Genomic DNA, 26,224 nt, shown 5'->3' on the forward strand with positions numbered 1-26,224 from the left:
GCCACGCGTGTGATGATGGAGTCTCTAAACCACGAGATCTCCGGGGGGAGAGATGTGCCGTGCTCAAGTCGCTTGGTCTTGATTCCATTGCCGAGGCCGTCTACCGGGGTCTCCTGGCGCGGCCGCGTGACGGCGTGGCGAACCTCGCCGAACGGCTGGGACTCACTCCCGAGCAGGTCCGGCACGGTCTCGACACCCTGAGCGAACTGGCGCTGCTGCGCCCCTCCTACGACCAGGAGGGCACGCTGTGGCCGGTATCGCCCGAGGTCGGCCTCCAAGTGCTCATGGCGCGCCAGCAGGCCGAGCTCGCGGCGCACCAGAAACGGCTGGAGGAATCGCGGGCGGCCGCGGCCCAGCTGATCGCGGAGTACGAGGAGATACGGCCGGCCGAGACCCGCCCGCACAGCGAGCGACTCACCGGGATCGACCAGATCCGCGACGGGCTCGCCGCGCTCAGCCGGGACACCCGGGAGGAGGTCATGACCTTCGCCCCGGACGGGCCCCAGCGGCCGGAGCACATCGAGGCCGCGAAGCCGCTCAACCAGGAGCTCCTCGACCGGGGTGTCCGGATGCGGACGGTCTACCTCAACAGTGCCCGCAACAGCCCGCACACCCTCCAGTACGTGAGCTGGCTGTCCAAGCTGGGCGGCGAGGTGCGCACCGTACCGACCCTGCCGACCCGGATGATCGTCTTCGATCGCAAGACCGCCATCATCCCCGTGAACAGCAACAAGAGCGCCGAGGGCGCCGTCGTGCTGACCGGCCAGGGCACGCTGACCGCGCTGTGCGCGCTGTTCGACAGCGTCTGGAACGACGCCCGGCCGCTCAACGAGGAGAGCAAGGCCGACGAGCAGGGCCTCACCGACCAGCAGGCCACGGTCGTGGTCCTGCTGGCCGAGGGCCACACGGACGAGACCATCGCGAAGCGGCTCGGGGTGTCGCCGCGGACCGCACGCCGGCTGGCCTCCGAGCTGATGACCCGGCTCGGGGCGCGCAGCCGCTTCGAGGCGGGCGTCCGCGCGGTGCAGAACGGCTGGATATCCGAGCAGCGCTGACGCGGTGACCTTTCGGGGACCGACCCTTCGGGGCCGGTCCCTTTGCCGTGCCTCCTGTCCCCGTACCCCGATGTCCCCTTGTGTCCAGGGCCCCAACGGGCCACCGGAGTCGCCTTCCGGTGGGTGCTCCGATCACGGAGATTGGTCCTGTGGAGCCGGAGCGGAACCGGCGCAGACGAGGAGACGACGACATGACACGTGCCGGGATCTTCGTCGAGAACCAGCTCGCCCTGCTCGGCATCCGCTATCTGCTCGACGCGGAGGCCGACATCCAGGTCGCGTTCGCCACGAGCACGCCGTTCGCGGTGGCGCCCGGGACGGTCGACTGCCTGGTGCTCGACCGGGGCCTGCTCGGCGAGCTGCCGCCGGCCGGCGTGCCCGCCGCCCGCACCGTCCTTCTGACCGAAGGCCGGGGCGACGGCGTCGAACGGGCGGGCGCGACCCTTCCGTTCGACGACGCGACCCTGCTGCTCGTGGACGCCATCCGGCGGGTGGCGGCGCCGGGACCGGCTCCCGTCCGGCAGGGCGTCGCCACGCTCTCCCCGCGGGAGCGCGAGGTGCTCGGGCACCTCGTCGAGGGCTGCACCCACGACCAGGCGGCCCGGCGGATCGGCATCAGCCAGCACACGGTCGACACGTACGTGAAGCGCATCCGCTCCAAGCTCGGCGCGCACAACAAGGCGCAGCTGGTCCGTGCCGCCCTGACCGTCCCGCGCGCACCGGCCGCGCACCCCGAACCCCGACAACGACAGCAGGTGGAGACATGACGACCGAAGGCATCGGCACCCAGCTCGTGGTCCGCAATCACGAACTGCAGTACTCGCTCTGGCCCGCCGACCGCGAGCTGCCGGCCGGCTGGGAGCCGGAGGGCTTCAGCGGCGAGCGGCAGGAGTGCCTCGACCACATCGAGCGGATGTGGACGGACATGAGGCCGCTCAGCGCCCGGGCCCCGCAGCCCGCGGCGGCCCCGAACTGAACGCGGCGGCCGAGGGGCGGCTCCGGGAGTAGGCGGTGAAGGCCAGCGGCCCGCCGCCGATCACCGCGACCGCGGCCGCGCAGCCCGCACCGGCCTCCAGGTCGGCCAGGACGAAGTCCTCGGCGGGCCTGGCCGCCGGACCGCCCAGGAACAGCACCCTCGGGTCCTCCTCCGGAGCCGACACCCCGACCTCGGACAGCGGCACCCGCAGTCCCTGGCCCGTCGCCTTGAGCACCGCCTCCTTGCGGGTCCACATCCGGTGGAAGCCGCTCGTGGTGGCGTGGGCGGGGGTGCGGGGCTCCGCGGGGCCGACGACATGGGGGAGCAGTTCCGCGGGGGACACGGACGCGCTGACCTCCTCCACGTCGATCCCGACCGGACCCGCCCGGGTGACGGCGACCGCCACCCGGGCGCCGGAGTGCGAGACCGACACCTGGAGCCCGGTGCCCGGCAGTTCGGGCTTTCCGTGGTTCCTGGCGCAGTCGGGACAGCGGGCGACCACCTCGACCCACCGGGGCGGCAGGTCGAGATAGCCGGCCGCCGCGGTGCGCAGCAGGGCCCGGCCGGCGATGAACCGCTGTCGGTCCTCCGTCCGGCGCATCAGCGGGATCCGGTCCCGTTCGGTCTCGTCGAGCAGGGCCAGGCAGTCGTCGGTGACCGTGGCCGGATCCGCCCACCAGATGTGGCAGTCGGCCGGGCCGAGCACCGGGACCGCCGGGAGCGGGTCAAGCCGGGAGCCGGCCGCGTACGGCATCGAGCACGAGGTCATCGTCCACCGCCCTGCCTTCCACTGCCGTTCGCCGCCGTACCGCTGTCGGGACGGGGAGGTACCGCACGTACCGGTCGGCCTCCCATGCTCGCGGCAGGACGGCGGGAGCACACGCCCCCGAAAGCCGTGACACCTGTTCCGGGGACACCGCGCACGACGTCCCGTGGACGGAATTGGACACCCTCTGCAATGACCGGATCAGTCCAGGATCCCGTTATTGCCGACCGTATGAACGCCCGTCTAGCGTCATGTTCGTGATCGAATGTCAGGGCCTCTCCTAAGTAGGAATTCTCATGGCGATAACCCCCTTCAAAACCTCTCCCCTTTCTGATCACCACGGTCTGGTGATCGAAAGCGCAGATCTCCCCCTCGCCGAACTCCCGCACTCCGAGATCGCCGAACTCTTCAAGCAGCACGGCACGCTGATGTTCCGTGGGTTCGGCGCCACCGCCGACGACTTCCGCGGTCTCGTCCAGAAGTTCTCGTCGAAGCTCTTCTTCCACCAGAACCCGAACCGGGAGACGATCTCCGACGACGGCGCTGTGCTCCTCGTCGACGCGCACCGGAATCCCATTCCGGCGCACTCCGAGATGAGCTACTGCCCGCTGCACCCCGGCCTCCAGTGGTTCTACTGCGTGCGGCCGGCCGACGAGGACGGTGAGACGACCGTCTACGACGGCGTCGAGGCGTACAAGCGGCTGGCCCCGGAGACCCGCGAGCTGTTCGACAGGCTGCGGCTGACCTGGCGCCTGCCGTTCCCGACCGCCCCCGAGCACCAGGAGCGCGTGTTCGGCACGGCCGACCGCGCCGAGCTGGAGGCGCTGTTCGCCACCTTCGACGACTTCGAGTACGACTTCGACGAGGCCGGCAACCTCAACTGGAAGTGGACCGTCTCCGCGGTCCCCCAGGCCCCTTACGTCGACGCGCCCACGCTGTGCAACAGCTACCTCGGCTCGGGCGCCCTCGTGTCCTTCGAGGACGGGTCGACCATCCCGCAGCACTGCCGCTGGGACGCGCTCGACGCCACCGAGGAGGTGCGGGTCGACCTCCAGTGGGAGGCCGGCGACATCGTCATGATCGACAACAAGCGCGTGATGCACGGCCGGCGCGGCTTCGAGGACCCCGACCGCAAGGTCGCGGCGATGCTCTCGACGCCGAACTTCTGACCCCCCACCCCTCACAGTTTGGATGCGGCCCCATGACCCAAGCCGTCGGTCTGCCCACGCTCACTCCTCCGACCGCCCCGCTCTCGGCCTTCTACGAGAACGCCCTGCACGCGATGGAGCTCGGAGACCCGGCCCTGTACGGGCTCCTCGACGACGAGCTGCACCGGCAGCGCGAGACCCTCGCCCTGGTCGCCTCGTGCAGCCCGGTGAACCCCGCGGCCCTGCTCGCCGAGGGAAGCTTCTTCGCCAACGTCACGGCCGAGGGCTACCCCGGCCGCAGGTTCCACGCCGGCTGCGTGAACGTCGACAAGGTCGAGAACCTCGCGGTCGAGCGCGCCAAGCAGGCCTTCGGCGCCCGCTACGCGAACGTCCAGCCCCACTCGGCGAGCACCGCCAACCAGGTCGTCATGAACTCGCTCCTGCAGCCGGGCGACCCGATCCTGGGCCTCGACCTGGACGCCGGCGGCCACCTCAGCCACGGTGCCAAGGTCAACCTCTCGGGCAAGATCTTCGAGGCGCACAGCTACGGCCTCGGGGCCGACGGGCTGATCGACTACGCGGAGGTCCGCGCCCAGGCGCTCGCGCACCGGCCGAAGCTGATCATCGCGGGCACCACCGCCTACCCCCGTACGCTCGACTGGGCCGCGTTCCGCGCCATCGCCGACGAGGTGGGCGCGTACCTGCTCGCCGACATCACCCACATCGCCGGTCTCGTGGTGGCCGGGCTGCACCCCTCGCCGCTGGCCCACGCCCATGTCGTGACCACCTGCACGCACAAGCAGCTCTACGGCCCGCGCGGCGGCCTGATCATGCTCGGCGACTCGGCCGACATGGTGCTCCCCAGCGGCCGTACGCTCCAGCAGACCCTGAACAGCGGGCTGTTCCCGCTGATCCAGGGCGCTCCGGTGGTCAACAGCATCGCCGCCAAGGCCTACGCCCTGGGCGCCGCGACCACGCCGGAGTTCACCGCCCGGATCCACCGGGTGCGCGACCTCGCGGCCTCGCTCGCCGAGCAGCTCATGGCCCGCGGAGTGCGGGTGATCTCCGGTGGAACCGACAACCACATCGTCGTGGCCGACGTCCTCACGTCGTACGGCGTCACCGGTGTGAACGCCGAGAAGGCGCTGGAGCAGTGCGGCGTCCTCGTCAACAAGAACCGGATCGTCGGCGACGCGCACTCCGCCTTCGTCACCTCGGGCGTGCGGTTCGGCAGCAACAGCATGGCGGCCCGCGGTTTCGACGAGTCCGACGTCGCGGAGGTCGCGGAGCTCGTCCACGAGGTGCTGACCGACGTCCAGAACACGTCCAACAACACCTACGCCCTCGACCCCGCACTGCGCGCGCGTGTCCAGGAGCGGGTCCGCACCATCTGCCACCGCCGGCCGGTCGCCGGCTACTGACCGCGATTCCCCGGCGGGCCGGCGCACCCCCATGACGCCGGCCCGCCCCCGCGGTGTGCCCTCAGGGGCCACTCCGCCCCGTCCGGGCTCCGAAACTCCAGCCGATGTGAGAACGGTCTATGTACGCAAACAATTCTGTCGTTGATGTCATCCGCCGCAACGTCTCCGAACGCGGTGCCGACGCAAGCTACGAATTCCTCGCCGACGCCGGTGGCGTCGACACGAAGCTCAGCATGCTCGAGATCGACAGGCGTGCGCGGGCGATAGCCGTCTCGCTCCAGGAGCGGGCGAAGCCGGGCGCGCGGGTCATGCTGCTCTACCCGCCGGGCGAGCACTTCGTCGTGGGCTTCGTGGCCACCCTGTACGCCGGCATGGTCGCCGTCCCGGTCTACCCGCCGGACCCGATGCGCGTCGCCCGTACGCTGCCCCGGCTGCGCGCGGTGGTCCAGAGCTCCCGCGCCGAGATCGTCCTCACGGACAGCCTGATCAAGACCTTCACCGGTGAGCTGTTCGAGCAGCACGCGCCCGAGGTGGCCCGGCTGCCCTGGATCGTCACCGAGGAGGCGATGCTGGAGGGCGCCGACGACTGGCGCATGCCGGCCGTCGCCCCCGACACGGTCGCCCTGCTCCAGTACACGTCCGGCTCCACCGGCACCCCGCGCGGTGTCGTGGTGACCCACGGGAACCTGCTGTCCAACGGCTCCGCGAGCGCCGGCGCCTTCGGCCTCCGCGACGGCGACATCGTCGCCTCGTGGCTGCCCTTCTACCACGACATGGGTCTGCTGGGCGGTGTCCTCCAGCCGATGCTGTCCGGCCTGTCCAACGTCCTGATGTCTCCCCTCGAGTTCATGCGCCGGCCGATGCGCTGGCTGGAGGCCATCTCCAGCCGTGGCGCGACCGTCAGCGGCGGCCCGAACTTCGCCTTCGACCTCTGCGTCAACAAGAGCACCCCCGCCGAGCGGGAGAACCTCGACCTGTCGTCCTGGCGGGTCGCCTTCTGCGGTGCCGAGCCGGTCCGCAACCGCACCCTGGAGCGCTTCGCCGACGCCTTCGCCGTCAGCGGCTTCGACCGGTCCGCGCTGCTGCCCTGCTACGGCCTCGCCGAGGCCACCCTGTTCGTCGCGGGCAGCGGCCGCGGCAACGGCGCGCACAGCATCCGCCTCGACCGCGCCGCCCTGGAGCAGGGCCGCGCCGAGGCGCGCGCGGACGGCGACCACCTGGTCTCCTCCGGCCTCGTCGCGGACCGCCACGAACTCGCCGTCGTCGACCCGGAGTCCGGCGCGCGCGTCGCGCCCGGCACGGTCGGCGAGCTGTGGGTGCGCGGCGCCTCCGTCGCCTCCGGCTACTGGGAGGACGAGGCCGCGACCGAGGCGACCTTCGGCGCCCGCCTCGCGGACGACCCGAAGCCGTACCTGCGCACCGGCGACCTCGGCTTCGTCCTGGACGAGCAGATCTTCGTCACCGGCCGCCTCAAGGAGATGATGGTCGTCCGCGGCCGCAACCTGTACGCGCACGACCTGGAGGAGACCGCCCTCGCGGCCTCGACCCGGGCCCGCCCCGGCTGCGGCGCGGCGTTCTCGGTGGAGACCGGGGACGGCGAGGAGTGCGTGGTCCTGCACGAGGTCGCCGCCGGCACCGCCGAGGAGGAACTGCCCGGGATCGCCGACGCGATCGCCGCGGCCGTCCAGCAGGAGCACGGCATCGCCCTGCACGACGTGGTGCTGCTCGCCGCCCGCAGCCTGGCCAAGACCTCCAGCGGCAAGATCCAGCGCCTGGCCGGCCGCACGGCGTACCTCGCCGGGCAGGTCGAGGGCGAGGTCTTCCGCCGCTCCACCACCGCCGCGTCCCGCGGCGAGCGCCGTCAGCTCAGCCTGCCGTCGCGCACCGAACTCCTCGCGCTGGCCCGCGAGGAGCGCGTCGACGCGATCGAGCGCGCCCTGAGCGTGGTCGGCCGGGGTGAGGGCGACGCGCCCGCCACGATGGTCGCCGACCTGGACCTCGACTCGCTGGCCGCGGTCGACCTCGCCTTCCGCATCGAGGAGCAGCTCGGTGTCGTCACCGACCCGGGCCTGCTGCTCCAGCCGGTGAGCCTGCGCGAGGTCGCGGTCGCGGTCGAGGAGTGCCTGGAGTCCGCGCCCGAGGCGCCGGCCGGGCAGACGTCCGGGCAGCGCGGCGGAGCCGTACCGCTGTCCGCGGGTCAGCAGTCGCTGCTGTTCATGCGGGACCTCGAAGGCCCGGACTGCCGGCAGAACGTCTCCGTCGCCGTCCGGCTGTCGGAGCCGGTCGACGCCGGTGTCCTTGCCGCCGCCGTGCGTCACATCGGCACCCGTCACCCCATCCTCACCGCCGGCTTCGGCACCGACGGCAGCCGGCGCGTGCAGATCGTCGACCCCGCCGTCCCCTTCGAGCTCGACGTCGTCGACCTGACGGGCGAGACGGAGCAGGTGCTCCGGGCCCGCGTCGACGCGTGCGCCCTCGACCCCTTCGACATCGAGCACGGCGACGTCGCCCGCGCGAAGCTGTTCACCGGCTGCGGCGCACCGGTCCTGGTGCTCGCGCAGCACCACGCCATCACGGACTTCTGGTCGGTGGTGACCCTGCTCGACGAGCTGACGACCGTCTACGGCGACCTGCTGCACGAGCGCACCCCCGAGCTTCCGGCGGCCGTCGGCTACGAGGAGTTCGTCCGCTGGCAGCAGGACTACGAGCGTTCCCCGCAGTGGCAGGCCGACGAGCGGTACTGGCTGGACCTCCTCGCCGGTGACGTCCAGGCGCCGACGCTTCCGGTACGGGAGGTGCCGCGGCCGGACCAGGGCATCGCCGGCCACCGGGTGACGGTGGACGCCGAGCTGCTCGCCGCGCTCGAGAAGGTCGCCGGCGACAGCGACACGACGGTCTTCTCGGTCCTGATGGCGGCCTTCGAGGTCCTCGTCGCCGCGCACAGCGGCGCGCGTGACTTCGTCGTCGGCGCCACCACGGCCGGCCGCCCGCAGGCCCGCTTCCGCAACACCCTCGGCTACTTCGCCAACACCATCCCGGTCCGCGCCGAGCCCGGCGCCCACGCGACCGTCGCCGAGCTGATCCGCAGCACCGGACGGCAGCTGCGCCAGTCGCTCGGTCACCAGCACTTCCCGGTCAGCCGGCTCGTCGAGCTGCTGCGCGCCCAGGGCAACACCTCGGCCGCGATCAACACGGCGGTCGTCTTCGAGCGGCCGCACAACGCGATCGCCGACGACGTCACCTCGGTCCTCTTCGGCGCGGGCAGCACCGCCGCGGTCCTCGGCGACCTCACCCTGGAGCCGTTCCCGGCCGGAGAGCTGGCCACCCAGTTCGACATCACCCTGCACGCGATCCCGGCCGACGGCGGCCTGCTCGCGCACATGCTGGTCCGCGCGGACCGCTTCGACGAGGCCCTCGCCGGGCAGCTGGGACAGCAGTTCCTGGAGCTGCTCCAGCAGATCGTCGTCCACGGCGGGTCCCCGGTCTCCGCGCTGCGGCTGGCCGGCGCCACCGAGTCCCTCACCCGGGCCGACGTCCCGGCCCGCACCCTGCCGGGCGTCACCTCCGTCCACGAGCTGTTCGAGGCGACGGCCGACCGCATCCCCGACGCGACCGCCCTCGTGGCCGGCGCCGAGGAGCTGACGTACGCCCAGGTGGAAGCCGCGGCGAACCGTCTCGCGCACCGGCTGCGGCAGGACGGCCTGCGGCCCGAGCAGACCATCGGCCTGTGCCTGGAGCGCTCCCCCGAGCTGATCGTCGCGATGCTCGCGGTCATGAAGTCCGGGGCCGCGTTCGTCCCCCTGGACCCGACGCTTCCGCAGTCCCGTCTCGCCGACATGGTCGGCGACGCCCGGTGCGCGCGGATCCTCTGCCACGGCGCGACGGCCGCGCTCGCGGCCTCCCTGGGCGAGGCGACCCGCGTCGACGAGGAGTCCGGCACGGACCTGCCCGAGGACCGCCCCGCGCTCGCCGTCACCGGCGACAACCTCGCGTACGTCATCTTCACCTCGGGCTCGACCGGCCGCCCCAAGGGCGTGCAGATCGAGCACCGCTCCCTCGTCAGCTACCTGCTGTCCTTCCTCGACGCCTTCGACGTCGCCGAGGGCGACCGGGTGCTGCAGTTCGCGCCGCTCACCTTCGACCCGTGCCTGGAGGAGATCTTCTCCGCGTGGACCCGGGGCGCCGCCCTGGTGCTGCGCGACGAGTCCGTGCTCGGTTCGCCCGAGCGGTTCTGGGCCTGGTGCGCGGAGCAGCGGCTCACCCTGCTCGACATCCCCACGGCCTTCTTCCACGTCCTCGTCACCGCCCTGGAGTCCGGGGTCCCGGTGCCGCCGGCGCTCCGCTCGATCCTCATCGGCGGCGAGGCCGCGCACCCCGACAAGCTCGCCCAGTGGTTCGCGGCCGACCGCGCCCACGTCGGCCTGTACAACCGCTGGGGCACCACCGAGACCACGGTGTGCTCCACCGTCGCCCACCTCGGCCCCGAGTCGGGCCGGGTCTCCCGCGCCCGGGACGTGTCCATCGGCGCCGACATGACCGACGCGGTCGTCCACGTCCTCGACGCCGAGCTGCGGCCCGTCGCCGACGGCGTCGTCGGCGAGGCGTACATCGGCGGCATCGGCGTCGGACGCGGCTACGCGTCGGAGCCCCGCAAGACCGCCGAGCGCTTCGTCCCGGACCCGTTCGCCACCGAGCCGGGCCGCCGCCTGTACGCCACCGGCGACCTGGTGCGCCGCTCCGCCGACGGCGAGCTGCGCTACGTCGGCCGCGCCGACCAGCAGGTCAAGGTGCGCGGCTACCGCATCGAGCTCGGCGAGGTCGACGTCGCGCTGCGCCGGCACCCCGACGTCGCCGAGGCGGCCGTGGTCGCCACCCGCGGCGCGGGCGAGACCGAACTGATCGCCGCCGTCACCGGCGCGGGCGTCGGCACCGACGGGCTGCGCGACTGGCTCAACCGCGAGCTGCCCAGCTACATGGTCCCCAGCCGTCTCCTCGTCCTGGACGCCATCCCGCTCACCTCGAACGGCAAGGTGGACGCGCACGCCCTGCGCGAGCTGGCGCTCGACGTGTCCCGCTCGGCCGGGGCGGCGGACATGTCGCCGCTCGAGAGCAGGCTCGCCGCCCTCTGGTGCCAGGTGCTCGAAGTCGCCGGGGTCGGTCCCGACGAGGACTTCTTCGCGCTCGGCGGTCACTCGCTGCGCGCCGCCGACCTGAACACCCGGGTGCGCCGGGAGTTCGGCGTCCAGCCGCCGCTGCGGATGTTCTTCGAGTCCGTCACCGTCCGCGCCCAGGCGGCGCGGATCGCCGAACTGGCCGCCGCGGAGCCGGTGGCGACCGAGACCGAGGCGGACGCCGCGGCCGAGGTCGAGCCCGCCCTGTCGCTGGGCCAGCGCCGCCTGTGGTTCCTGGAGAAGTTCGCCCCGGGCTCCCGCGCCTACGTCGTGCCGGGTCTGCTCCGGCTGTACGGCGAGCTCGACCGGGACGTCCTGCGCGGCGCGCTCGACGCGATCGTCGAGCGGCACCCGGCGCTGCGTACCGGCTTCAAGGACGAGGGCGGCCGGCCCGTGCCCTTCGTGCACACCGGCCTGAACTGCCCCTTCGAAGTCCTCGACCGGACGTCGGTCGCGCCCGCCCGCCGCGAGGCGGAGCTCTCCGGGCTCGTCGGCGAGCACGTACGACAGCTCTTCGACCTCGACACGCCGCCGCTGATGCGCGCCGCCCTGGTGGAGTTCGGTCCCGACGAGCACGCCCTGCTCCTGGCCTTCCACCACATCGTCTCCGACGGCCGCTCGATGGAGGTCATCGCCGGCGAGCTGGCCGAGCTGTACGCGCACGGCGCCGGCACCGGTGCCGGCGAGCCGCCCGCGGTCGTCCACCCGTACGCCCGGTGGGCCCTCGACGAGGGCGTCCGGCTCGAATCGGCCGAGGGACAGCAGGGTCTGGCCTTCTGGGCCGGGCACCTCGCCGGCGCTCCGCTCGCCCTCGACCTGCCCTTCGACCGGCCCCGCCCGGCCGTGCAGACCTTCGACGGCGCGCGCGTCCCGCTGACGCTGAGCCAGGCCGACTCGGACCTGCTGCGCGCGCTCGCCCGTGACCAGCGGGCGACCGTGTTCATGACGCTGGCCGCCTGCATGTCCTCGACGCTCTCCCGGCTGACCGGCCAGGAGCGGGTGGTCGTCGGCGTCCCCGACGCCAACCGCCCGGGCGACGGCGCCTACGACGACGTCGTCGGCTTCTTCGTGAACACCGTCCCGCTCTGCTTCGAGGCGCCCGGCGGCGCCACCGGCCGCGAGCTCGTCGACCGGGCCCGCGCCACCACCCTGGAGGCGATGCCGCACAAGTGGGTGCCGTTCTCCGCGATCGTGGAGGCGAGCGGCCAGGACCGCGACCCCAGCCGCAGCCCGCTCTTCCAGGCGATCCTCGACGTCCGCAGCGGCGCCCTGCCCTCGCCGGCCCTGCCCGGCCTGCGCGTCGAGACCGCCCCGCTCTACACGGGCACCGCCAAGACCGACCTGACCTTCGAGATCACCGACGACGGCGGCCCGCTGACGGGCTGGCTGGAGTTCAACTCGGACCTCTTCCGGCCCGAGACCGCGCAGCTCGTCGCCCGGCTCTTCGCCGAGACGGCCCGCGCGATGGGGCAGCGGCCGGACGAGCGCGTCGAGACCCCCTCGGCGGCCGCGACCCTCGGCCACTGGCCGGCCGGGACCGGCGCGGAGCAGTACCCCGACACGTTCTGGGCGCAGTTCGAGCGCGCCGCCGACAGCCGTCCCCACGCGATCGCCCTGGAAGGCGCCGACAGCGCGCTGACCTACGGCGAGCTGCGCACCCGGGTCGAGCAGGTCGCCGGGGTGATCGCCCACCGGTTCGCCGTGCGCCCCGGTGACGTCGTCGCCGTGGCCGTCGAGCCGTCCGTCGAGGCGGTCGTCGCGGTCCTCGCGGCGCAGCGCTGCGGAGCGGCGTACCTGCCGGTCGACCCCGCCTACCCGGCCGAGCGCAAGGACTTCATGCTCGCCGACTCGGGGGCGCGCGGTCTGGTGACCCGCGAACTCGTGGAGGAGGCGCTGCGCGAGGCCCCGGCCGAGCCGGTGGCGCTGCCGCAGGCCGACCCGGACGCTCCCGCGTACCTGCTGTACACCTCGGGCTCCACCGGCCGCCCCAAGGGCGTCCTCGTGTCCCACCGCTCGCTCGCCAACCTCACGGCGGCCCAGGCGGGTGTCTTCGGGATCGACGCCGGCTCGCGCATGCTCCAGTTCGCGAGCCTGAGCTTCGACGCCTCCGTCTGGGAGATCTTCTCCACCCTCGCGGCGGGCGGCACCCTGTGCGTCGCCGGCCGTGAGCACGCCCTCGTCGGCGAGGCACTGGCCGACGTCCTGGCCGAGCGCGCCATCAGCGTCTGCCTGCTGCCGCCGTCGGTGATCGCCTCCCTGCCCGTCCGTGAACTGCCGCTCCTGAAGACCCTGGTGTCGGGCGGCGAGGCCTGCCGCGCCGAGCTGGTCGAGCGGTGGCAGCCGGGCCGGCGCTTCGTCAACGCGTACGGCCCCACCGAGTGCACCGTCGCCATCACGGCCGCCGTCCTGGAGCCGGGGCAGCCCGCCTCGCTGGGCGCGGTCCTGCCGGGCGGCACGGCGTACGTCCTGGACGCGGACCTGCGGCCGGTGGTCGCCGGAGCGGTCGGCGAGCTGTACGCCGGCGGCGCCGGTCTGGCCCTCGGCTACCACGGCCGGCCCGCGCTGACCGCCGGGCACTTCCTGCCCGACCCGTTCTCCGCCGTCCCCGGCGCCCGCATGTACCGCACGGGTGACCTCGTCCGGCTGCGCGCCGACGGAACCCTCGACTACCGCGGCCGCAGCGACAGCCAGATCAAGCTGCGCGGCTACCGCGTCGAGCCCGCCGAGATCGAGTCGGTGCTGCTCGCCCTGGCCGGGGTGACCCAGGCCGTGGTCCGGGGCGTCGACGGCGTCCTGGTGGCCCACGTCGAGACCGCCGACCCGGAGCTGACCCCGCAGGCGCTCGCGAAGCTGTGCGCGGCCGAGCTGCCGCCGCACATGGTCCCGGCCGCCTTCGTGGCCCGTACGGAACTGCCCCGCCTGCCCGGCGGCAAGATCGACCCGAGCCGGCTCGGCCGGCCGCGTCGCGCCGACTTCGCGCACGCCGACTTCGCCGAGCCGGAGACGGAGACCGAGCGCACCGTCGCCCGGGTGTGGGCCCAGGTCCTCGACGTCGACGCGGTCGGCGCCGGCGACGACTTCTTCACCATCGGCGGCCACTCCCTGCTCGCCACCGTGATCACCTCGCAGGTGGGCGAGGAGCTGGGCCGCGAGGTCCCGCTGCGCGCCCTGTTCGAGGCGCCCGTGCTGCGCGACTACGCCGCCCTGTGCGACGGCGCCGCCGCCCGGGACACCTCCGGCGGGATCGCGGCCCACGCCGCCGACGGCGGCGACGCGCCGCTGTCGGTGATGCAGGAACGCCTCTGGCTCCTGGAGGAGATCGAGAACGGCTCCGGCCAGAACGCCCTCACCGGCCGCTACCACCTGGCCGGCGCGATCCGGCTCACCGGCGCCCTCGACGAGGCCGCGCTCCAGCGGGCCGTCAGCCGTCTGGTCGACCGGCACACCACGCTGCGCACGGTCGTCGCCCACCGGGACGGCGTCCTGACGCAGTCCGTCCTCGACCGCGCCGACGTCACCCTGTCGCGCACCGCGCTGACCGGCGTCACCGCCGAGGAGCGGGTGTCCGAGGCCCTCGCCCTGGTGGACCGCGAGGCCGCCGAGCCGATGGACCTGTCGGCGGGACCGCTGCTGCGGGTCCGGCTCCTCGACCTCGGCCGCGACGACGCCGTGCTCGTCCTGACGCTGCACCACATCGTCGGCGACGGCTGGTCGATGGAGATCCTCAAGCGGGACCTCACGCACTTCTACGCGGAGGAGACCGGCCACGAGCCCGCCGCCCCGCTGGCGCCGCTCCCGGTCACGTACGAGCAGTTCTCGCGCTGGCAGCGTCACCAGCTGGACTCCGGCGCGCTCGACGCCTCCGTCGCGTACTGGTGCGAGCAGCTCGACGCGCTGCCCTCGCTGACCCTCCCGATCGCCCGCGGCGGCTCCGCCCCGGCGGACGACGAGGGGAGCCACCGGGTGCGGGCGGCCGTCACACCGGAGCTGCGCGAGGCGATGGAGCGGCTCGCCGCCGAGTCCGGCGCGACCCTGTTCATGGTGCTCGCGGCCACCCTCCAGCTCACCCTGGGACGCCTGGCCGGCCAGCGCGACTTCGCGATCGGCGTGCCCATCGCGGGCCGCCGTCACCGCGAGGTGGAGGACCTGATCGGCTTCTTCATCAACTCGCTGGTGCTGCGCGCCGACCTGTCGGGCGACCCGACCTTCGCCGAGCTGCTCGACCGGGTCCGCACGACCACCCTCGACGCGTACGAGCACCAGGACGTGCCGTTCGAGACGCTGGTCGGCAAGCTGGCCCCCGAGCGCGATCTGAACACCACGCCGCTCTTCCAGGTCTACCTGAACCTGCTCAACATCCCGCCGCGCCCGTCCGAGCTGCCGGGCATCGAGGTCGACACCTTCGCCGTCCCCGACCTGGGCGCGAAGTTCGACCTGACCTTCTACGTCGACCCCGCCGGTCCCGGCCTCTCGCTGGACCTGATGTACGCCGGCGAGCGCTTCGACGAGGCCACGACGCGGGAGCTGCTCGCCCAGTGGATCCGGGTCATCGAGCAGGCCGTCGCCGACAGCGGCAGCCCGATCGACGCGCTGCGCCTCGACACGCCGCAGGCGCGTCGCGAGCTGCCCGACCCGGCCGCACCGCTGGACACCACCTGGTACGGGTCGGTGGTCGAGCAGTTCGAGCGGCGGGCCGCCCGTGAGCCCCAGCGGATCGCGATCAGCGAGCCGGGCCAGGAGCTCACCTACGGCGACCTCGCCTGGGCGACGGCCGCCATGTCCGGCCTGCTGAACCAGCAGGGCATCGCCAAGGGAGACGTGGTCGCCATCTACGGCGAGCGCAGCGCCTCCCTGGTCTGGGCGATCCTGTCCGTGATGCGGGCCGGCGCCTCGTTCGCCATCCTCGACCCGAGCTACCCGGCCGACCGCATCGCCGACTGCCTGGCGGTGGCCCGCCCGAGCGCCTTCCTCCAGCTGGAGGGGGCCGGTGCCGTGCCGCTCGCGGTGGACACCGCGCTCCAGGCGCTCTCCCTCCGCTGCCGCTTCGAGCTGCCGTCCCGCCTCTCGGACGCCCGGCACCTGGTGCCGCAGGGCGCCGAACCGGCCGAGGCGGTCCAGGTGGGCCCGCGGGACTGCGCGTACATCGCGTTCACCTCGGGTTCCACCGGCAAGCCGAAGGGCATCCGGGGCGCGCACGGGTCCCTGACCCACTTCGTGCCGTGGATGGTGGAGACCTTCGGGCTCCGCGAGACCGACCGCTACAGCCTGCTCTCCGGCATCAGCCACGACCCGCTGCACCGCGAGGTGTTCACGCCGCTGGTCACGGGCGCCACGATCTGCGTGCCCGACCGCCTCGACGTCGAGACCCCGGGCCGGCTGGCCCAGTGGTTCCGTACGGCCCAGGTGTCGGTCAGCCACATGACGCCCCCGATGGCGCGGCTGTTCGACCAGCTGTCGGTCGCCCCGGGCACGCTGCCGCTCCTGGAGCGGGTGTTCTTCCTCGGCGACACGCTGACCAGCCGTGACGTACGCGCCATCACCCGCATGGCGGGCTCGGCGACCTGCGTCAACCTGTACGGCTCCACCGAGACGCAGCGCGCCGTCGGCTACTACGTGGTCCCCGCGGAGCACGGCGTCGCCGAGACCGACCCGGGCGTCACGTACCCCCTCGGCCGCGGCATGAAGGACGTCCAGCTCCTCGTCCTCAACGAGGCGGGTCAGCAGGCCGGCGTCGGGGAACCGGGCGAGATCGTCATCCGCTCCCCGCACCTCTCGCTCGGCTACGCCGACGAGCAGCTCAACACCGCCAAGTTCGTGCGCAACCCGTTCGGCGCGTCCGACGAGGACCGCATGTACCGCACCGGCGACCTCGGCCGCTACCTCGCCGACGGCTCCGTCACCCCGCTCGGCCGCGCCGACAACCAGGTGAAGATCCGCGGCTACCGCGTCGAGACCGACGAGGTGCAGCACGTCATCTGCTCCGCGCCGGAGGTCCAGGACGCCCTCGTCATGGCCCGCGCCGACGCGAGCGGTGAGACCGCGCTCGTCGCCTACGTGGTGGCCAGGCCCGGCCAGAAGGTGGCCGGCAACGAGCTGAAGGGGTACGTCCGCAAGCGGCTGCCGGACTACATGGTCCCGGCGTCCGTCGTCGCGCTCGACGCCTTCCCGCTCACGCCCAACCGCAAGATCGACCGGGCGGCGCTGCCCGAGCCCTCCGCCGCCACCGGCGTCCACGAGGACGGACCGCGCACCCCGCTGACGCCCACCGAGGAACTGGTCGCCGGCCTCTGGCAGGACGTGCTCGGCGCCCACCAGGTCGGCCCCGAGGACAACTTCTTCAACCTCGGCGGGCACTCGCTGATGGCGACCCAGGTCGTGTCCCGGATCCGCCGGGTCTTCGGCTGCGAGATCGCCCTGCGCACCCTCTTCGAGAAGCAGACCGTGCGGGACCTCGCCGCGCACATCGACGGCGTCGCCGGCGGCACCGCCGTCACCGCACCGGTCGTCGCCCTGCCCCGCACCGGCGTCCTGCCCGCCTCGTACGGCCAGGAACGCCTCTGGGTGCTCGACCAGCTGGAGGGCGACACCGGCGCCTACAACAGCCCGACGGTCGTGCGGATGCGCGGCCCGCTGGACACCGACGCGCTGGCCGCCACCCTCGACGAGCTGGTCGCCCGGCACGAGGTGCTCCGCACCCGGATCGTCATGGACGACGGCCGCGTCGGCCAGATCGTCGAGCCGGCCGGCGAGGTCACCATGCCGCTCACGCTCGTCGACCTGAGCGACGAGCCCGCGGAGGACGTCGAGCAGCGCATGTGGCAGCTCGTCGAGGAAGCCGCGCGGCACCGCTTCGACCTGGCCCAGGCGCCGCTGGAGCAGGCCACCCTGATCCGGCTCTCCGACGAGGACCACGTCTTCGTCCTCACCGTGCACCACGTCGTCGCCGACGGCTGGGGCCTGCAGATCGTGGTCCGCGACTTCGCGGCCCTGTACCAGGCACGACGCCAGGGCACGGCCTCCCCGCTGCCCGAGCTGGAGGTCCAGTACGCCGACTGGTCGAGCTGGCAGCGCGACCGGGTCGAGGGCGGCGACTACCAGGCCCAGCTGGACTTCTGGTGCGAGACGCTGGCCGAGCCGGCGCCCGTGCTGGAGTTCCCCGCACAGCGGCCGAGGCCCGCGGCGATGACCAACCGCGGCCTGACCCTCCGCCGGATCCTCGACGCCGAACTGGTCAACGGGGTGCGGAACGTGGGCCGCGAGCACAACGCGACCCTGTTCATGACCCTCCTCGCGGCCTTCAACGCCCAGCTGCACCGCTACAGCGGCGCGGCGGACATCGCCGTCGCCACCCCGGTGGGCACCCGCTCGGTCGAGATCGAGGACGTGGTCGGGTTCTTCGTGAACACGATCGTCTTCCGCAACAAGCTCTCCGCGGAGGAGTCCTTCACCGAGCTCCTCGAACGCGTCCGCTCGACGACCCTGGCGGCCTACGCCAACCAGGACGTCCCCTTCGACCGGGTCGTGGACGCGCTCCAGCCCAACCGCGACCTGAGCATGAGCCCGCTCTTCCAGGTCATGTTCACCCTGCACAACGCGCCCTACTCGGAGATCGACCTCGGCGACCTCAGGCTGGAGCGGCTGCACGCCCCGGAGGCCACCGCCAAGTTCGACCTCAGCCTCGACCTGGCCGAGGAGAAGGACGGCCTGCACGCCACCCTGGAACTCAACGCCGACCTGTTCGACGCCGAGACCGGAGAGCAGCTCCTTGACCACTTCGAGGCCCTGCTCGCCAGCATCACCGCCGCCCCGACGCGGGCCGTGGCCGACCTCGAACTGCGCTCGGCCGCCGAGGCCGCCGCCCAGGACGCCCTGAGCGCCGGACCGGCCGCCCTCACGACGGAGACCACCGCCGAAGCGCTCGAACACTGGGCGCGGCACACCCCGGACGCCCCCGCCGTCATCGACGGCACCACCGTCTGGACCTACCGCGAACTGCGGGACCGCGTCGCGGCCCTCGCCGAGCGGCTGACCGCGGCGGCCACCGGCCCCGAGCCGGCCGTCGTCGTCTGCGCCGACCGCTCCGCCCGGCACATCGCCGCCGCCCTCGCCTGCGGCGCGGCCGGCGCCACCTACGTGCCGGTCTCCCCGGCCGTACCGGACCGGCGGATCGCCACGATCCTCGACCGGCTCGGCGAGGTCGTCGCGGTCACCGACGACGAGCAGGCGGACCGCATCGCCGCCCTGCTCGCCGCCGGCCGGGCCCGCGGCAGCCACCTCGTCCTCGACGACTCCGCCACGGCGGACCGTCCGCTCCACGCCACCGGCTCGCACCCGTCCCGGCGCGCGTACGTCATCTTCACCTCCGGCACGACCGGTGAGCCCAAGGGCGTGGAGATCGAACAGGCCGGCCTCCTGGGCCACCTGGAGCTGATGGCCCACGACCTGGAGCTGTCCTCGGGCGACGTCGTCGCCCAGACCGCCTCGCAGTCCTTCGACATCTCCGTCTGGCAGATGCTCGTCGCGGTGACCCGCGGAGCGACCACGGTGGTCAGCCCCGACGCCACCAGCCGGGACGCCGAGGCGCTGCTCGCCCTCGTCCGGGAGCGCGGTGTCACCGTCCTCCAGCTGGTGCCCGGCATGATCAGGGCGCTGCTCGACCACGCGGCGGGCGGCGACCTGGCGAGCCTCAGGTTCCTGATCGCCACGGGCGAGGCGCTGCCGCCGGACCTCGCGGCGGACTGGCTGCGCCGCTTCCCCGGGATCCCGATGGTCAACGCCTACGGCCCCGCGGAGTGCTCGGACGACACCCACCTCGCGGTGCTGTCCACGCCGCCGCCGACGGACCGCCCGGTCCCGCTCGGCAGCCCCGTCGCCGGTGTGACCTCGTACGTACTCGACGCGCAGGGACGGCGCGTGCCGTTCGGCGTGCCGGGCGAGCTCGCCATCGGCGGCCCGGTGGTCGGCCGCGGCTACCTCGGCGACCCGAAGGCCACCGCGGACCGCTTCGTCCCCGACCCGTACGCGACGGTCCCGGGCGCCCGGCTCTACCGCACCGGCGACCGGGTGAGGCTGCACGCCGACGGCCGGCTCGAGTTCCTCGGCCGCCTCGACGACCAGCTCAAGATCCGTGGCTTCCGCATCGAGGCCGGCGAGGTCGAGACGGCGCTGTGCGAGCTGCCGGCCGTACGGGAGGCGGCGGTCGTCCTGCGCGACTGCGACGGCGAACCCACCCTGGTCGCCTGCGTGGTCGGCACCGAGCACGACCCGGCCGTCCTGGCCGCCGCGCTCGGCACCCGCCTGCCGCGCTACATGGTCCCCACCGGCTACGTCTTCGCCGACCGGCTGCCGCGCAACGCCAACGGCAAGGTGGACCGGGCCGCGCTCCAGCGCACGGACGTCACCGTCGAGCGGGTCCGGCAGCGCTTCGAGGCGCTGTCCGGCCCGACCGAGCGGCTCGTGGCCTCGGTCTTCGAGGAGCTGCTCGGCACCCCGGCGGTCGGCGCGCTCGACGACTTCTTCACCCTGGGCGGCCACTCGCTGCTCGCCACCCGGCTGGTGGCCGAACTGGCCGCGCAGACGGACATCGAACTGCCGCTGCGCACCGTCTTCGAGCAGCCCACCGTGCGCGGTGTCGCACAGGCCCTGGAGGAGCTCCAGATGGCCGGGCTGAGCGAGGCCGAGCTCCTCGAACTCGAGGTGCTGCTCGACGGAGTGACCGACGACCAGGCCCGCGAGCTGCTCGCGGCCGGAGAGGAGAGGGACGCGTGATCGGCGAAGTCAGTACCGGGCAGGAGGCCGTCAAGGGCCTCTCCCCGGCCAAGCGGGAGCTGATGGCCAAGCTGCTGCTTGCCCGCGGCAAGCAGCGGGCGGCGGCGCGCACCATCCGCCGCCGCGACCCCGCGGGAACCGTCCTGCTCTCCCGAGGCCAGGAGCAGCTGTGGGTCGCCGAGTCCCTCGCGGACGGCCGCCCGCTGTACAACGTGCCGTACGGCGTGCGGCTGCGCGGGGCGCTCGACGTCACCGCGCTGGGCGCCGCGCTCGACGGGCTCGTCGCCCGCCACTCCGTCCTGCGGACCGTCTACCGGCAGCTGCCGGACGGCGGCCTGGAGCAGGTCGTCCGGCCGGCCGCGCCGGTGCCGCTGCCGGTCGAGGAGACCGCCGGCGAGGAGGCCGCGATGGCCGCCGCGCAGCGCGAGGCGGCCCGGCCGATCGACCTGGCCGCCGGGCCCGTGATGCACGGCCGGCTGTTCCGGATCGCCGCCGACGACCACCTCCTCGCGCTGGTCGTGCACCACATCGCGACCGACGCCTGGTCGGTGGGCGTCCTCCTGGAGGACCTCGCGGAGCTGTACGACGCGGCCCGCGAGGGCCGCTCGCCCCGGCTGCCCGAGCTCGGCATCGACTACGCCGACGCGGCCGTCCACGAGCGGGCCCAGGAGCCCGCGGACTACAACTGGCTGGTCGCGCAGTGGCGCGAGCAGCTGGCCTGGGCCCAGCCGCTCGGCCTGTCGGCGAGCGGCGACCGGGGCACGGCCCGCACCGGGCGGCGCATCCGCTGCCAGTGGGACGGGCAGTTCGGCCGCGAGCTCCAGCGCACCGCCGAGGCGCACCGCACGACCGTGTTCAACGTGATGCTCACCGCCTTCGCGGTGCTCCTGAACCGGTACACGGGCACCTCCCGGTTCGCCATCGGCACGGTCATGGCCAACCGGAACCGGCAGACCGAGCGACTGGTCGGCTACTTCGCGAACACCGTTCCCGTGGTCGCCGACCTGTCCGCCGGCGCCGGCAGCCTGGGCGACGTGCTCGCCGGGGTCACCCGCGAGTCGCTGTGGGCGCAGGAGCACCAGATCCCCTTCGACGTCCTCGTCGACAAGGTCGCGCCGCAGCGGACCCTGGCCGAGAGCCCGCTCTTCGAGGCCATGTTCGTCTTCAACAACGGCCCCGCCCACGAGATGCGGCTGCGGGACCTGTCGCTGACCCCGACCCATCTGCACTCCGGCACCGCCAAGTTCCCGCTGGACCTGTCCTGCGCGGTGACGGACGACGAGGTCATGGTGTCGCTGGAGTTCGACGAGTCGGTGATCGACGCCGGCGCCGCCGAACGCCTGCTCGGCCACTACCGGCGGCTGCTCACCGCCCTGTGCGAGACCCCGGACGTCCACGTGGACAACGCGGACCTGCTCACCCCGGCCGAGTGGGAGCTCGTCGTCGACGAGTGGAACCGCACGGGGGAGGAGTACCCCGCGGACGCCACCGCGCACGGCCTGTTCGAGCAGTGGGCGGACGTGGAACCGGACGCCGCCGCCGTGGTCTGCGGCGAGGAGGCGGTCGGCTACGCCGAACTCGACGCCCGCGCCAACCGCCTCGCCCACCTGCTCCTGGAGCGGGGCGCGGGCCGCCACGAGCGCGTCGGCGTCTGCCTGGAGCGCGGCATCGACCTGGTCGTCACCCAGCTCGCCATCGCCAAGGCGGGCGCGGGCTATGTGCCGCTCGACCCGGGCTACCCGGCCGAGCGCCTCCAGTGGATGCTGGCGGACTCCGGCGCCCGCCTGGTCGTCACCCGCGACGAGCGGCTCGCCGGCGACGGCGTCACCGCCGTCGACCCGGCCTCCGCGGGGGACTTCCCCGCGACCCGGCCGGAGCGCGAGGTCCGCCCGGACGACCTGCTGTACCTGATCTACACCTCGGGCTCGACCGGTCTGCCCAAGGGCGTGCTGCTCGACCACCGGGGCCGCGTCAACAACTTCACCGACTTCAACCGGCGCTTCCTCGTCGGTCCCGGCGACAAGGTCTTCGGCGTCTCGGCGCTCGCCTTCGACATGAGCGCGTACGACGTGTTCGGCACGCTCATGGCCGGTGCGACCGTGGTCTTCCCGACGCCCGAGGACGAGCGCTCCCCGCACCGCTGGATCGAGACGATCGAGCGCGAGTCCGTCACCGTGTGGCACTCGGTCCCCGCGCTGTTCGGCCTGCTCGTCGAGGAGACAGAGGTACGCGGCGGCGAGCGGCTGCCGATCCGGCTCGTGCTGCTCGGCGGCGACTGGATCCCGCTGGCCCTCCCGCAGCGCGGCGCGGCCCAGCTCGTCGAGTCGGCGCAGCTGGTCAGCATGGGCGGCGCCACCGAGGTCTCCATGGACTCGACGATCCACCTGATCGGCGAGGTCCTGCCGGAGCAGCGGAGCATCCCGTACGGCGTCCCGATGGCCAACCAGACCTCGTACGTCCTCGACGCCTCGCTGTCGCCGATGCCCGTCGGCGTCCCCGGCGAGCTGTACCTCGGCGGTGTCGGGGTCGGCTGGGGCTACCACAACCGGGCCCGGCTGACCGGCGAGAAGTTCCTGCCGGACCCGTTCAGCCCGCTGCCCGGGGCGCGGATGTACCGCACGGGCGACCGTGCCCGCTGGATGCCGGACGGCAACCTGGAGCTGCTCGGGCGCATCGACTTCCAGATCAAGATCAACGGCTACCGGGTGGAGACCGGTGAGATCGAGGCGGCCCTGCGGGAGGTCATCGGCGGCGGCTCCTGCCTGGTCGCGGCGCACGGCCCGCGCGACGGCGCGAAGACCCTCGTCGCCTACCTGGTCGCGCCGACCGGCGGGGAGGTCCCCGAGGACGCCGAGCTCAAGCGACAGCTGGCGGAGCGGCTGCCCCAGCACATGGTGCCCGCCTCGTTCGTCCGCATGGACGCCTTCCCGCTGACCCACAACGGCAAGATCAACCGCCGCGAGCTGCCGGCGCCCACGGTCGCCGCCCTCACCGGGCGGGCCGCGGGCACCGACACCGAGCGGGCCCTGGTGGAGCTGTGGCGCGAGGCGCTCGGCCGCGAGGACGTCCCGGTCGACATCGGCTTCTTCACCCTGGGCGGCAACTCCATCGCCGTCATCCGCATGGTCAGCGCGGCCCGCCGCGCGGGTCTGGAGATGACCCCGCGCATGGTGTTCGCCCACCAGACGATCGAGTCGCTCGCGAAGGCGATCGAGGAGCGGGAGGCGGCCCCGGCCGCCGGGCCCGCCCGGACCGCCCGCCCCGAGGGGCCGACGGTGACGCCCAGCCAGCAGCACATGCTGGACGTCCTGGAGAGCTCCTGGGTGCCGGGCCTGTACCAGATGCAGTCCACCACCGAGCTGCCCTTCGAGATCGACCCGGACGGCTTCCGGGCCGCCTGGCAGGCGCTCGGCGACCGCCACCCCGCCCTGCGCACCGGCTTCCGGCGCGACGGCGACGGCGCCTGGACCCCGGTCGTCGCCGACGAGCTCGCCCCGGTCATCGAGGTCCTCGACTGGAGCGACCGCGACCCGGCCACGGTCGCCGACGAGCTGATCGCCCTCCTGGAGGCCGAGCGGGCCACGCCCTTCGACGTGACCGAGCCGCCCCTGTGGCGGGTGTGGCTGGTGCGCGGGCAGTCGACCTGGTGGCTGGGCCAGATCCAGAGCTATCTGCTGGCCGACGGCTGGTCGAACCTGGTGCTGCTCGACGAACTCCTCGCGCTCTACGTCGCCGCCCTCGAAGGACGGGACGCCGGCCTCCCGCCGGTCCCCGAGCTCGACGCCGAGGACACCGACCCGGAGGCGGACGCCGCCTTCTGGCGGAACCAGCTGGCCGGAGCCCTCCCGTCCCGGCTCGCGGCGGAGCCGGGCCTCCTCGGCCCGTCCCGCTTCGCCCGGGTGGCCGGCCGGCTCGACCCGTCGGTCGCCGAGGCGCTGCGCGAGCGGGCCGCCGAGCACGGGCACACCTTCTCCACCCTGGCCTGCGCCGGCTGGTCGCTGCTCGCGGCCTCGCGCCTGGAGCGCGCCGACGTCACGGTCGGCGTGGTCTCGGCGGGCCGCGACCGGGCCGTCGACGGCCTGGAGCGCGCGGTCGGCCTCTTCATCGCCGCCCTGCCCGTACGGGTGGAGGTCGACCGGGACGAGAGCCTGACCGCCCTGTTCGACCGCTTCCAGCTGGCCCGCGTCGAGGGCGCCGAGCACACCTCGGTCCCCACCGGCACGCTCCAGCGGATGGGAGCCGGCGAAGGACCGCTGTTCGACTCGGTCGTCGTCGTCGCCAACTACCCGGTCTCCTCGGCACTCAAGGCCCAGCAGGCCGCGAGCGTCCAGGAGGGCGCCGAGAGCGACGGCACCCGCAACCAGACCGAGTTCTCGCTCCGCCTCGACGTCACCGACGACGCCGAACCCCGTATCGCCCTGTCGTACTACGGCGACCGCGTCGCCGACACCGACGCCCGGCGGCTGCTCGACGACTACCTCGCGCTGCTCGCCGCCGTCGCCCGTACACCTGCCGCCACCGTCGGCCAGGTGCTCCCGCTCTCGCCCCACACGAATGGAGACTCCCGATGACGGTCATGGCAGAACGCGCCACCTCCACTCTCGCCCCCTCCCCTCTCGCCCCTTCCGCTCTCGCCACGTCCACCGAGGTGTTCGAGACCCGAGAGTCCAACGTCCGCTCGTACTGCCGGGCGTTCCCCACGCTGCTCGCCTCGGCGCACGGCACCACCCTGGTCGCCGAGGACGGCACGGAGTACGTCGACTTCTTCTCCGGCGCCGGCGCCCTCAACTACGGCCACAACCACGACCACATCAAGCGCCAGGTCCTCGCCTACCTCCAGGGCGACGGACTGCTGCACGCCCTGGACTTCCACACGGCGGCCAAGCGCGAGTTCCTGGACCGCTTCGGCCGGGAGGTCCTGGAGCCGCGCGGACTGCACCACCGCGTCCAGTTCTGCGGCTCCACCGGTACGGACGCCGTCGAGGCCGCGCTGAAGCTGGCCCGCAAGCACACCGGCCGCTCCCAGGTGATCGCCTTCTCCGGCGCGTACCACGGCGTCAGCCGCGGCAGCCTCGCCGCGACGGCGGACAACTCGCTGCGCAAGGTGGCCGGCACGGCCCTCGGCGAGGTCACCCACCTGCCGTTCCCGGTCGGCCCGCGCGGCCACTTCCCGACCATGGACCTCCTCGAGCAGTACCTGAGCGACGACCTGTCCGGCGTCGACGTGCCCGCCGCGGTGATCCTCGAGGTCGTCCAGATGGAGGGCGGCGTCTACCGCATCCCCGACGCCGACCTGCGGCGCCTGCGCGAGCTCTGCGACCGGTACGGCATCGTGCTGATCGCCGACGAGATCCAGGCCGGCTGCGGCCGCACCGGCGGCTTCTTCTCCTTCGAGCAGGCCGGGGTCGTCCCCGACCTGATCACCGTCTCGAAGTCCATCGGCGGCCTGGGCCTGCCGATGTCGATCCTGCTCATCCGCGAGGGCCTCGACTCCTGGCAGGCCGGTGACCACCCGGGCACCTTCCGCGGCAACCAGCTGGCGTTCGTCGCCGCCTGCGCCGCCCTCGACCTGTGGCAGAGCCAGGCCTTCCTGGACCAGAAGCGGGACGGCGCCGAACTGCTCCGCACCTTCTGGGAGAGCCACCCGCTGCCCGGCGTCGAGGTCCGCAGCGAGGGCCACGCGATCGGCATCGACCTGACCCACGCGGGCGGCCGCCGGGCCGCCGACGAGGTCGTCGCCTGGTGCTTCGAGCGCGGCCTGATCGTCGAGTCCACCGGCCGCGACAAGGCCGTCCTCAAGCTGCTGCCCGCTCTGACCATGGACCTCGACGTGCTCCGGTACGGCTGCGAGCTGATCCACGAGGGCCTGCGCACGGCGCTCGCCCACTGACGCCCGCAGTCCCTCCTCCTCCACCCCAC

The 26,224-nt window shown here is 73.3% G+C and carries 9 protein-coding genes; 8 read left to right on the forward strand and 1 reads right to left on the reverse strand.

Features of this window, described 5'->3' with window-relative positions:
- Positions 1–59: 59 nt before the first annotated feature.
- The 3 genes from ACN9M0_RS18500 (at position 60) to ACN9M0_RS18510 (ending at position 2,031) form a co-directional block, all read left to right on the forward strand.
- A complete protein-coding gene (locus ACN9M0_RS18500) occupies positions 60–1,055 on the forward strand; it encodes a helix-turn-helix transcriptional regulator (protein WP_366037125.1) in 996 nt (331 codons plus the stop codon).
- Positions 1,056–1,246: 191 nt separating this feature from the next.
- Positions 1,247–1,822: a LuxR C-terminal-related transcriptional regulator gene (locus ACN9M0_RS18505; RefSeq protein ID WP_366037126.1), complete on the forward strand. Its 576-nt coding sequence runs from the start codon at positions 1,247–1,249 to the stop codon at positions 1,820–1,822.
- Positions 1,819–2,031, forward strand: a complete 213-nt coding sequence (locus ACN9M0_RS18510) for an MbtH family protein (RefSeq protein WP_366037127.1) — start codon at positions 1,819–1,821, stop codon at positions 2,029–2,031. Before ACN9M0_RS18505 ends, ACN9M0_RS18510 begins: the two co-directional genes overlap by 4 nt.
- Here the strand turns inward: ACN9M0_RS18510 and ACN9M0_RS18515 are convergent.
- Positions 1,991–2,800: a 4'-phosphopantetheinyl transferase family protein gene (locus ACN9M0_RS18515; RefSeq protein ID WP_366037128.1), complete on the reverse strand. Its 810-nt coding sequence runs from the start codon at positions 2,798–2,800 to the stop codon at positions 1,991–1,993. The genes ACN9M0_RS18510 and ACN9M0_RS18515 overlap by 41 nt on opposite strands.
- A 344-nt stretch (positions 2,801–3,144) precedes the next feature.
- Between ACN9M0_RS18515 and ACN9M0_RS18520 the strand changes: the two genes are divergently transcribed.
- The 5 genes from ACN9M0_RS18520 to ACN9M0_RS18540 all read left to right on the forward strand — a co-directional run bounded on the left by ACN9M0_RS18520 (position 3,145) and on the right by ACN9M0_RS18540 (position 26,195).
- Positions 3,145–3,966: a TauD/TfdA family dioxygenase gene (locus ACN9M0_RS18520; protein ID WP_399696257.1), complete on the forward strand. Its 822-nt coding sequence runs from the start codon at positions 3,145–3,147 to the stop codon at positions 3,964–3,966.
- Between the two features lie 32 nt (positions 3,967–3,998).
- Positions 3,999–5,366: a serine hydroxymethyltransferase gene (gene glyA / locus ACN9M0_RS18525; RefSeq protein WP_366037130.1), complete on the forward strand. Its 1,368-nt coding sequence runs from the start codon at positions 3,999–4,001 to the stop codon at positions 5,364–5,366.
- A 119-nt stretch (positions 5,367–5,485) separates the two neighbouring features.
- The gene (locus ACN9M0_RS18530) at positions 5,486–20,305 is read left to right on the forward strand and encodes an amino acid adenylation domain-containing protein (protein WP_426403911.1); all 14,820 of its coding nucleotides are present in this window, start codon (positions 5,486–5,488) and stop codon (positions 20,303–20,305) included.
- Entirely contained in the window at positions 20,302–24,876 is a 4,575-nt protein-coding gene (locus ACN9M0_RS18535; RefSeq protein WP_366037133.1) for a non-ribosomal peptide synthetase, read from the forward strand. Before ACN9M0_RS18530 ends, ACN9M0_RS18535 begins: the two co-directional genes overlap by 4 nt.
- Complete coding sequence (locus ACN9M0_RS18540; RefSeq protein WP_399696261.1) at positions 24,873–26,195, forward strand: diaminobutyrate--2-oxoglutarate transaminase; 1,323 nt, start codon at positions 24,873–24,875, stop codon at positions 26,193–26,195. The genes ACN9M0_RS18535 and ACN9M0_RS18540 overlap by 4 nt, the downstream gene beginning before the upstream one ends.
- The last annotated feature ends 29 nt before the right edge of the window (positions 26,196–26,224 follow it).

Origin of the sequence: Streptomyces sp. R-07, assembly GCF_049913175.1 — a bacterium.
In the GTDB taxonomy this organism is placed as follows: domain Bacteria; phylum Actinomycetota; class Actinomycetes; order Streptomycetales; family Streptomycetaceae; genus Streptomyces.

What these genes read in the sequence shown, in the direction of transcription:
- ACN9M0_RS18505 (WP_366037126.1), top strand. Translation starts at nt 1,247, where the DNA reads ATGACACGTGCCGGGATCTTCGTCGAGAACCAGCTCGCCCTGCTCGGC.
- ACN9M0_RS18510 (WP_366037127.1), top strand. Translation starts at nt 1,819, where the DNA reads ATGACGACCGAAGGCATCGGCACCCAGCTCGTGGTCCGCAATCACGAA.
- ACN9M0_RS18515 (WP_366037128.1), bottom strand. Translation starts at nt 2,800, where the DNA reads ATGACCTCGTGCTCGATGCCGTACGCGGCCGGCTCCCGGCTTGACCCG.
- glyA (WP_366037130.1), top strand. Translation starts at nt 3,999, where the DNA reads ATGACCCAAGCCGTCGGTCTGCCCACGCTCACTCCTCCGACCGCCCCG.
- ACN9M0_RS18530 (WP_426403911.1), top strand. Translation starts at nt 5,486, where the DNA reads ATGTACGCAAACAATTCTGTCGTTGATGTCATCCGCCGCAACGTCTCC.
- ACN9M0_RS18540 (WP_399696261.1), top strand. Translation starts at nt 24,873, where the DNA reads ATGACGGTCATGGCAGAACGCGCCACCTCCACTCTCGCCCCCTCCCCT.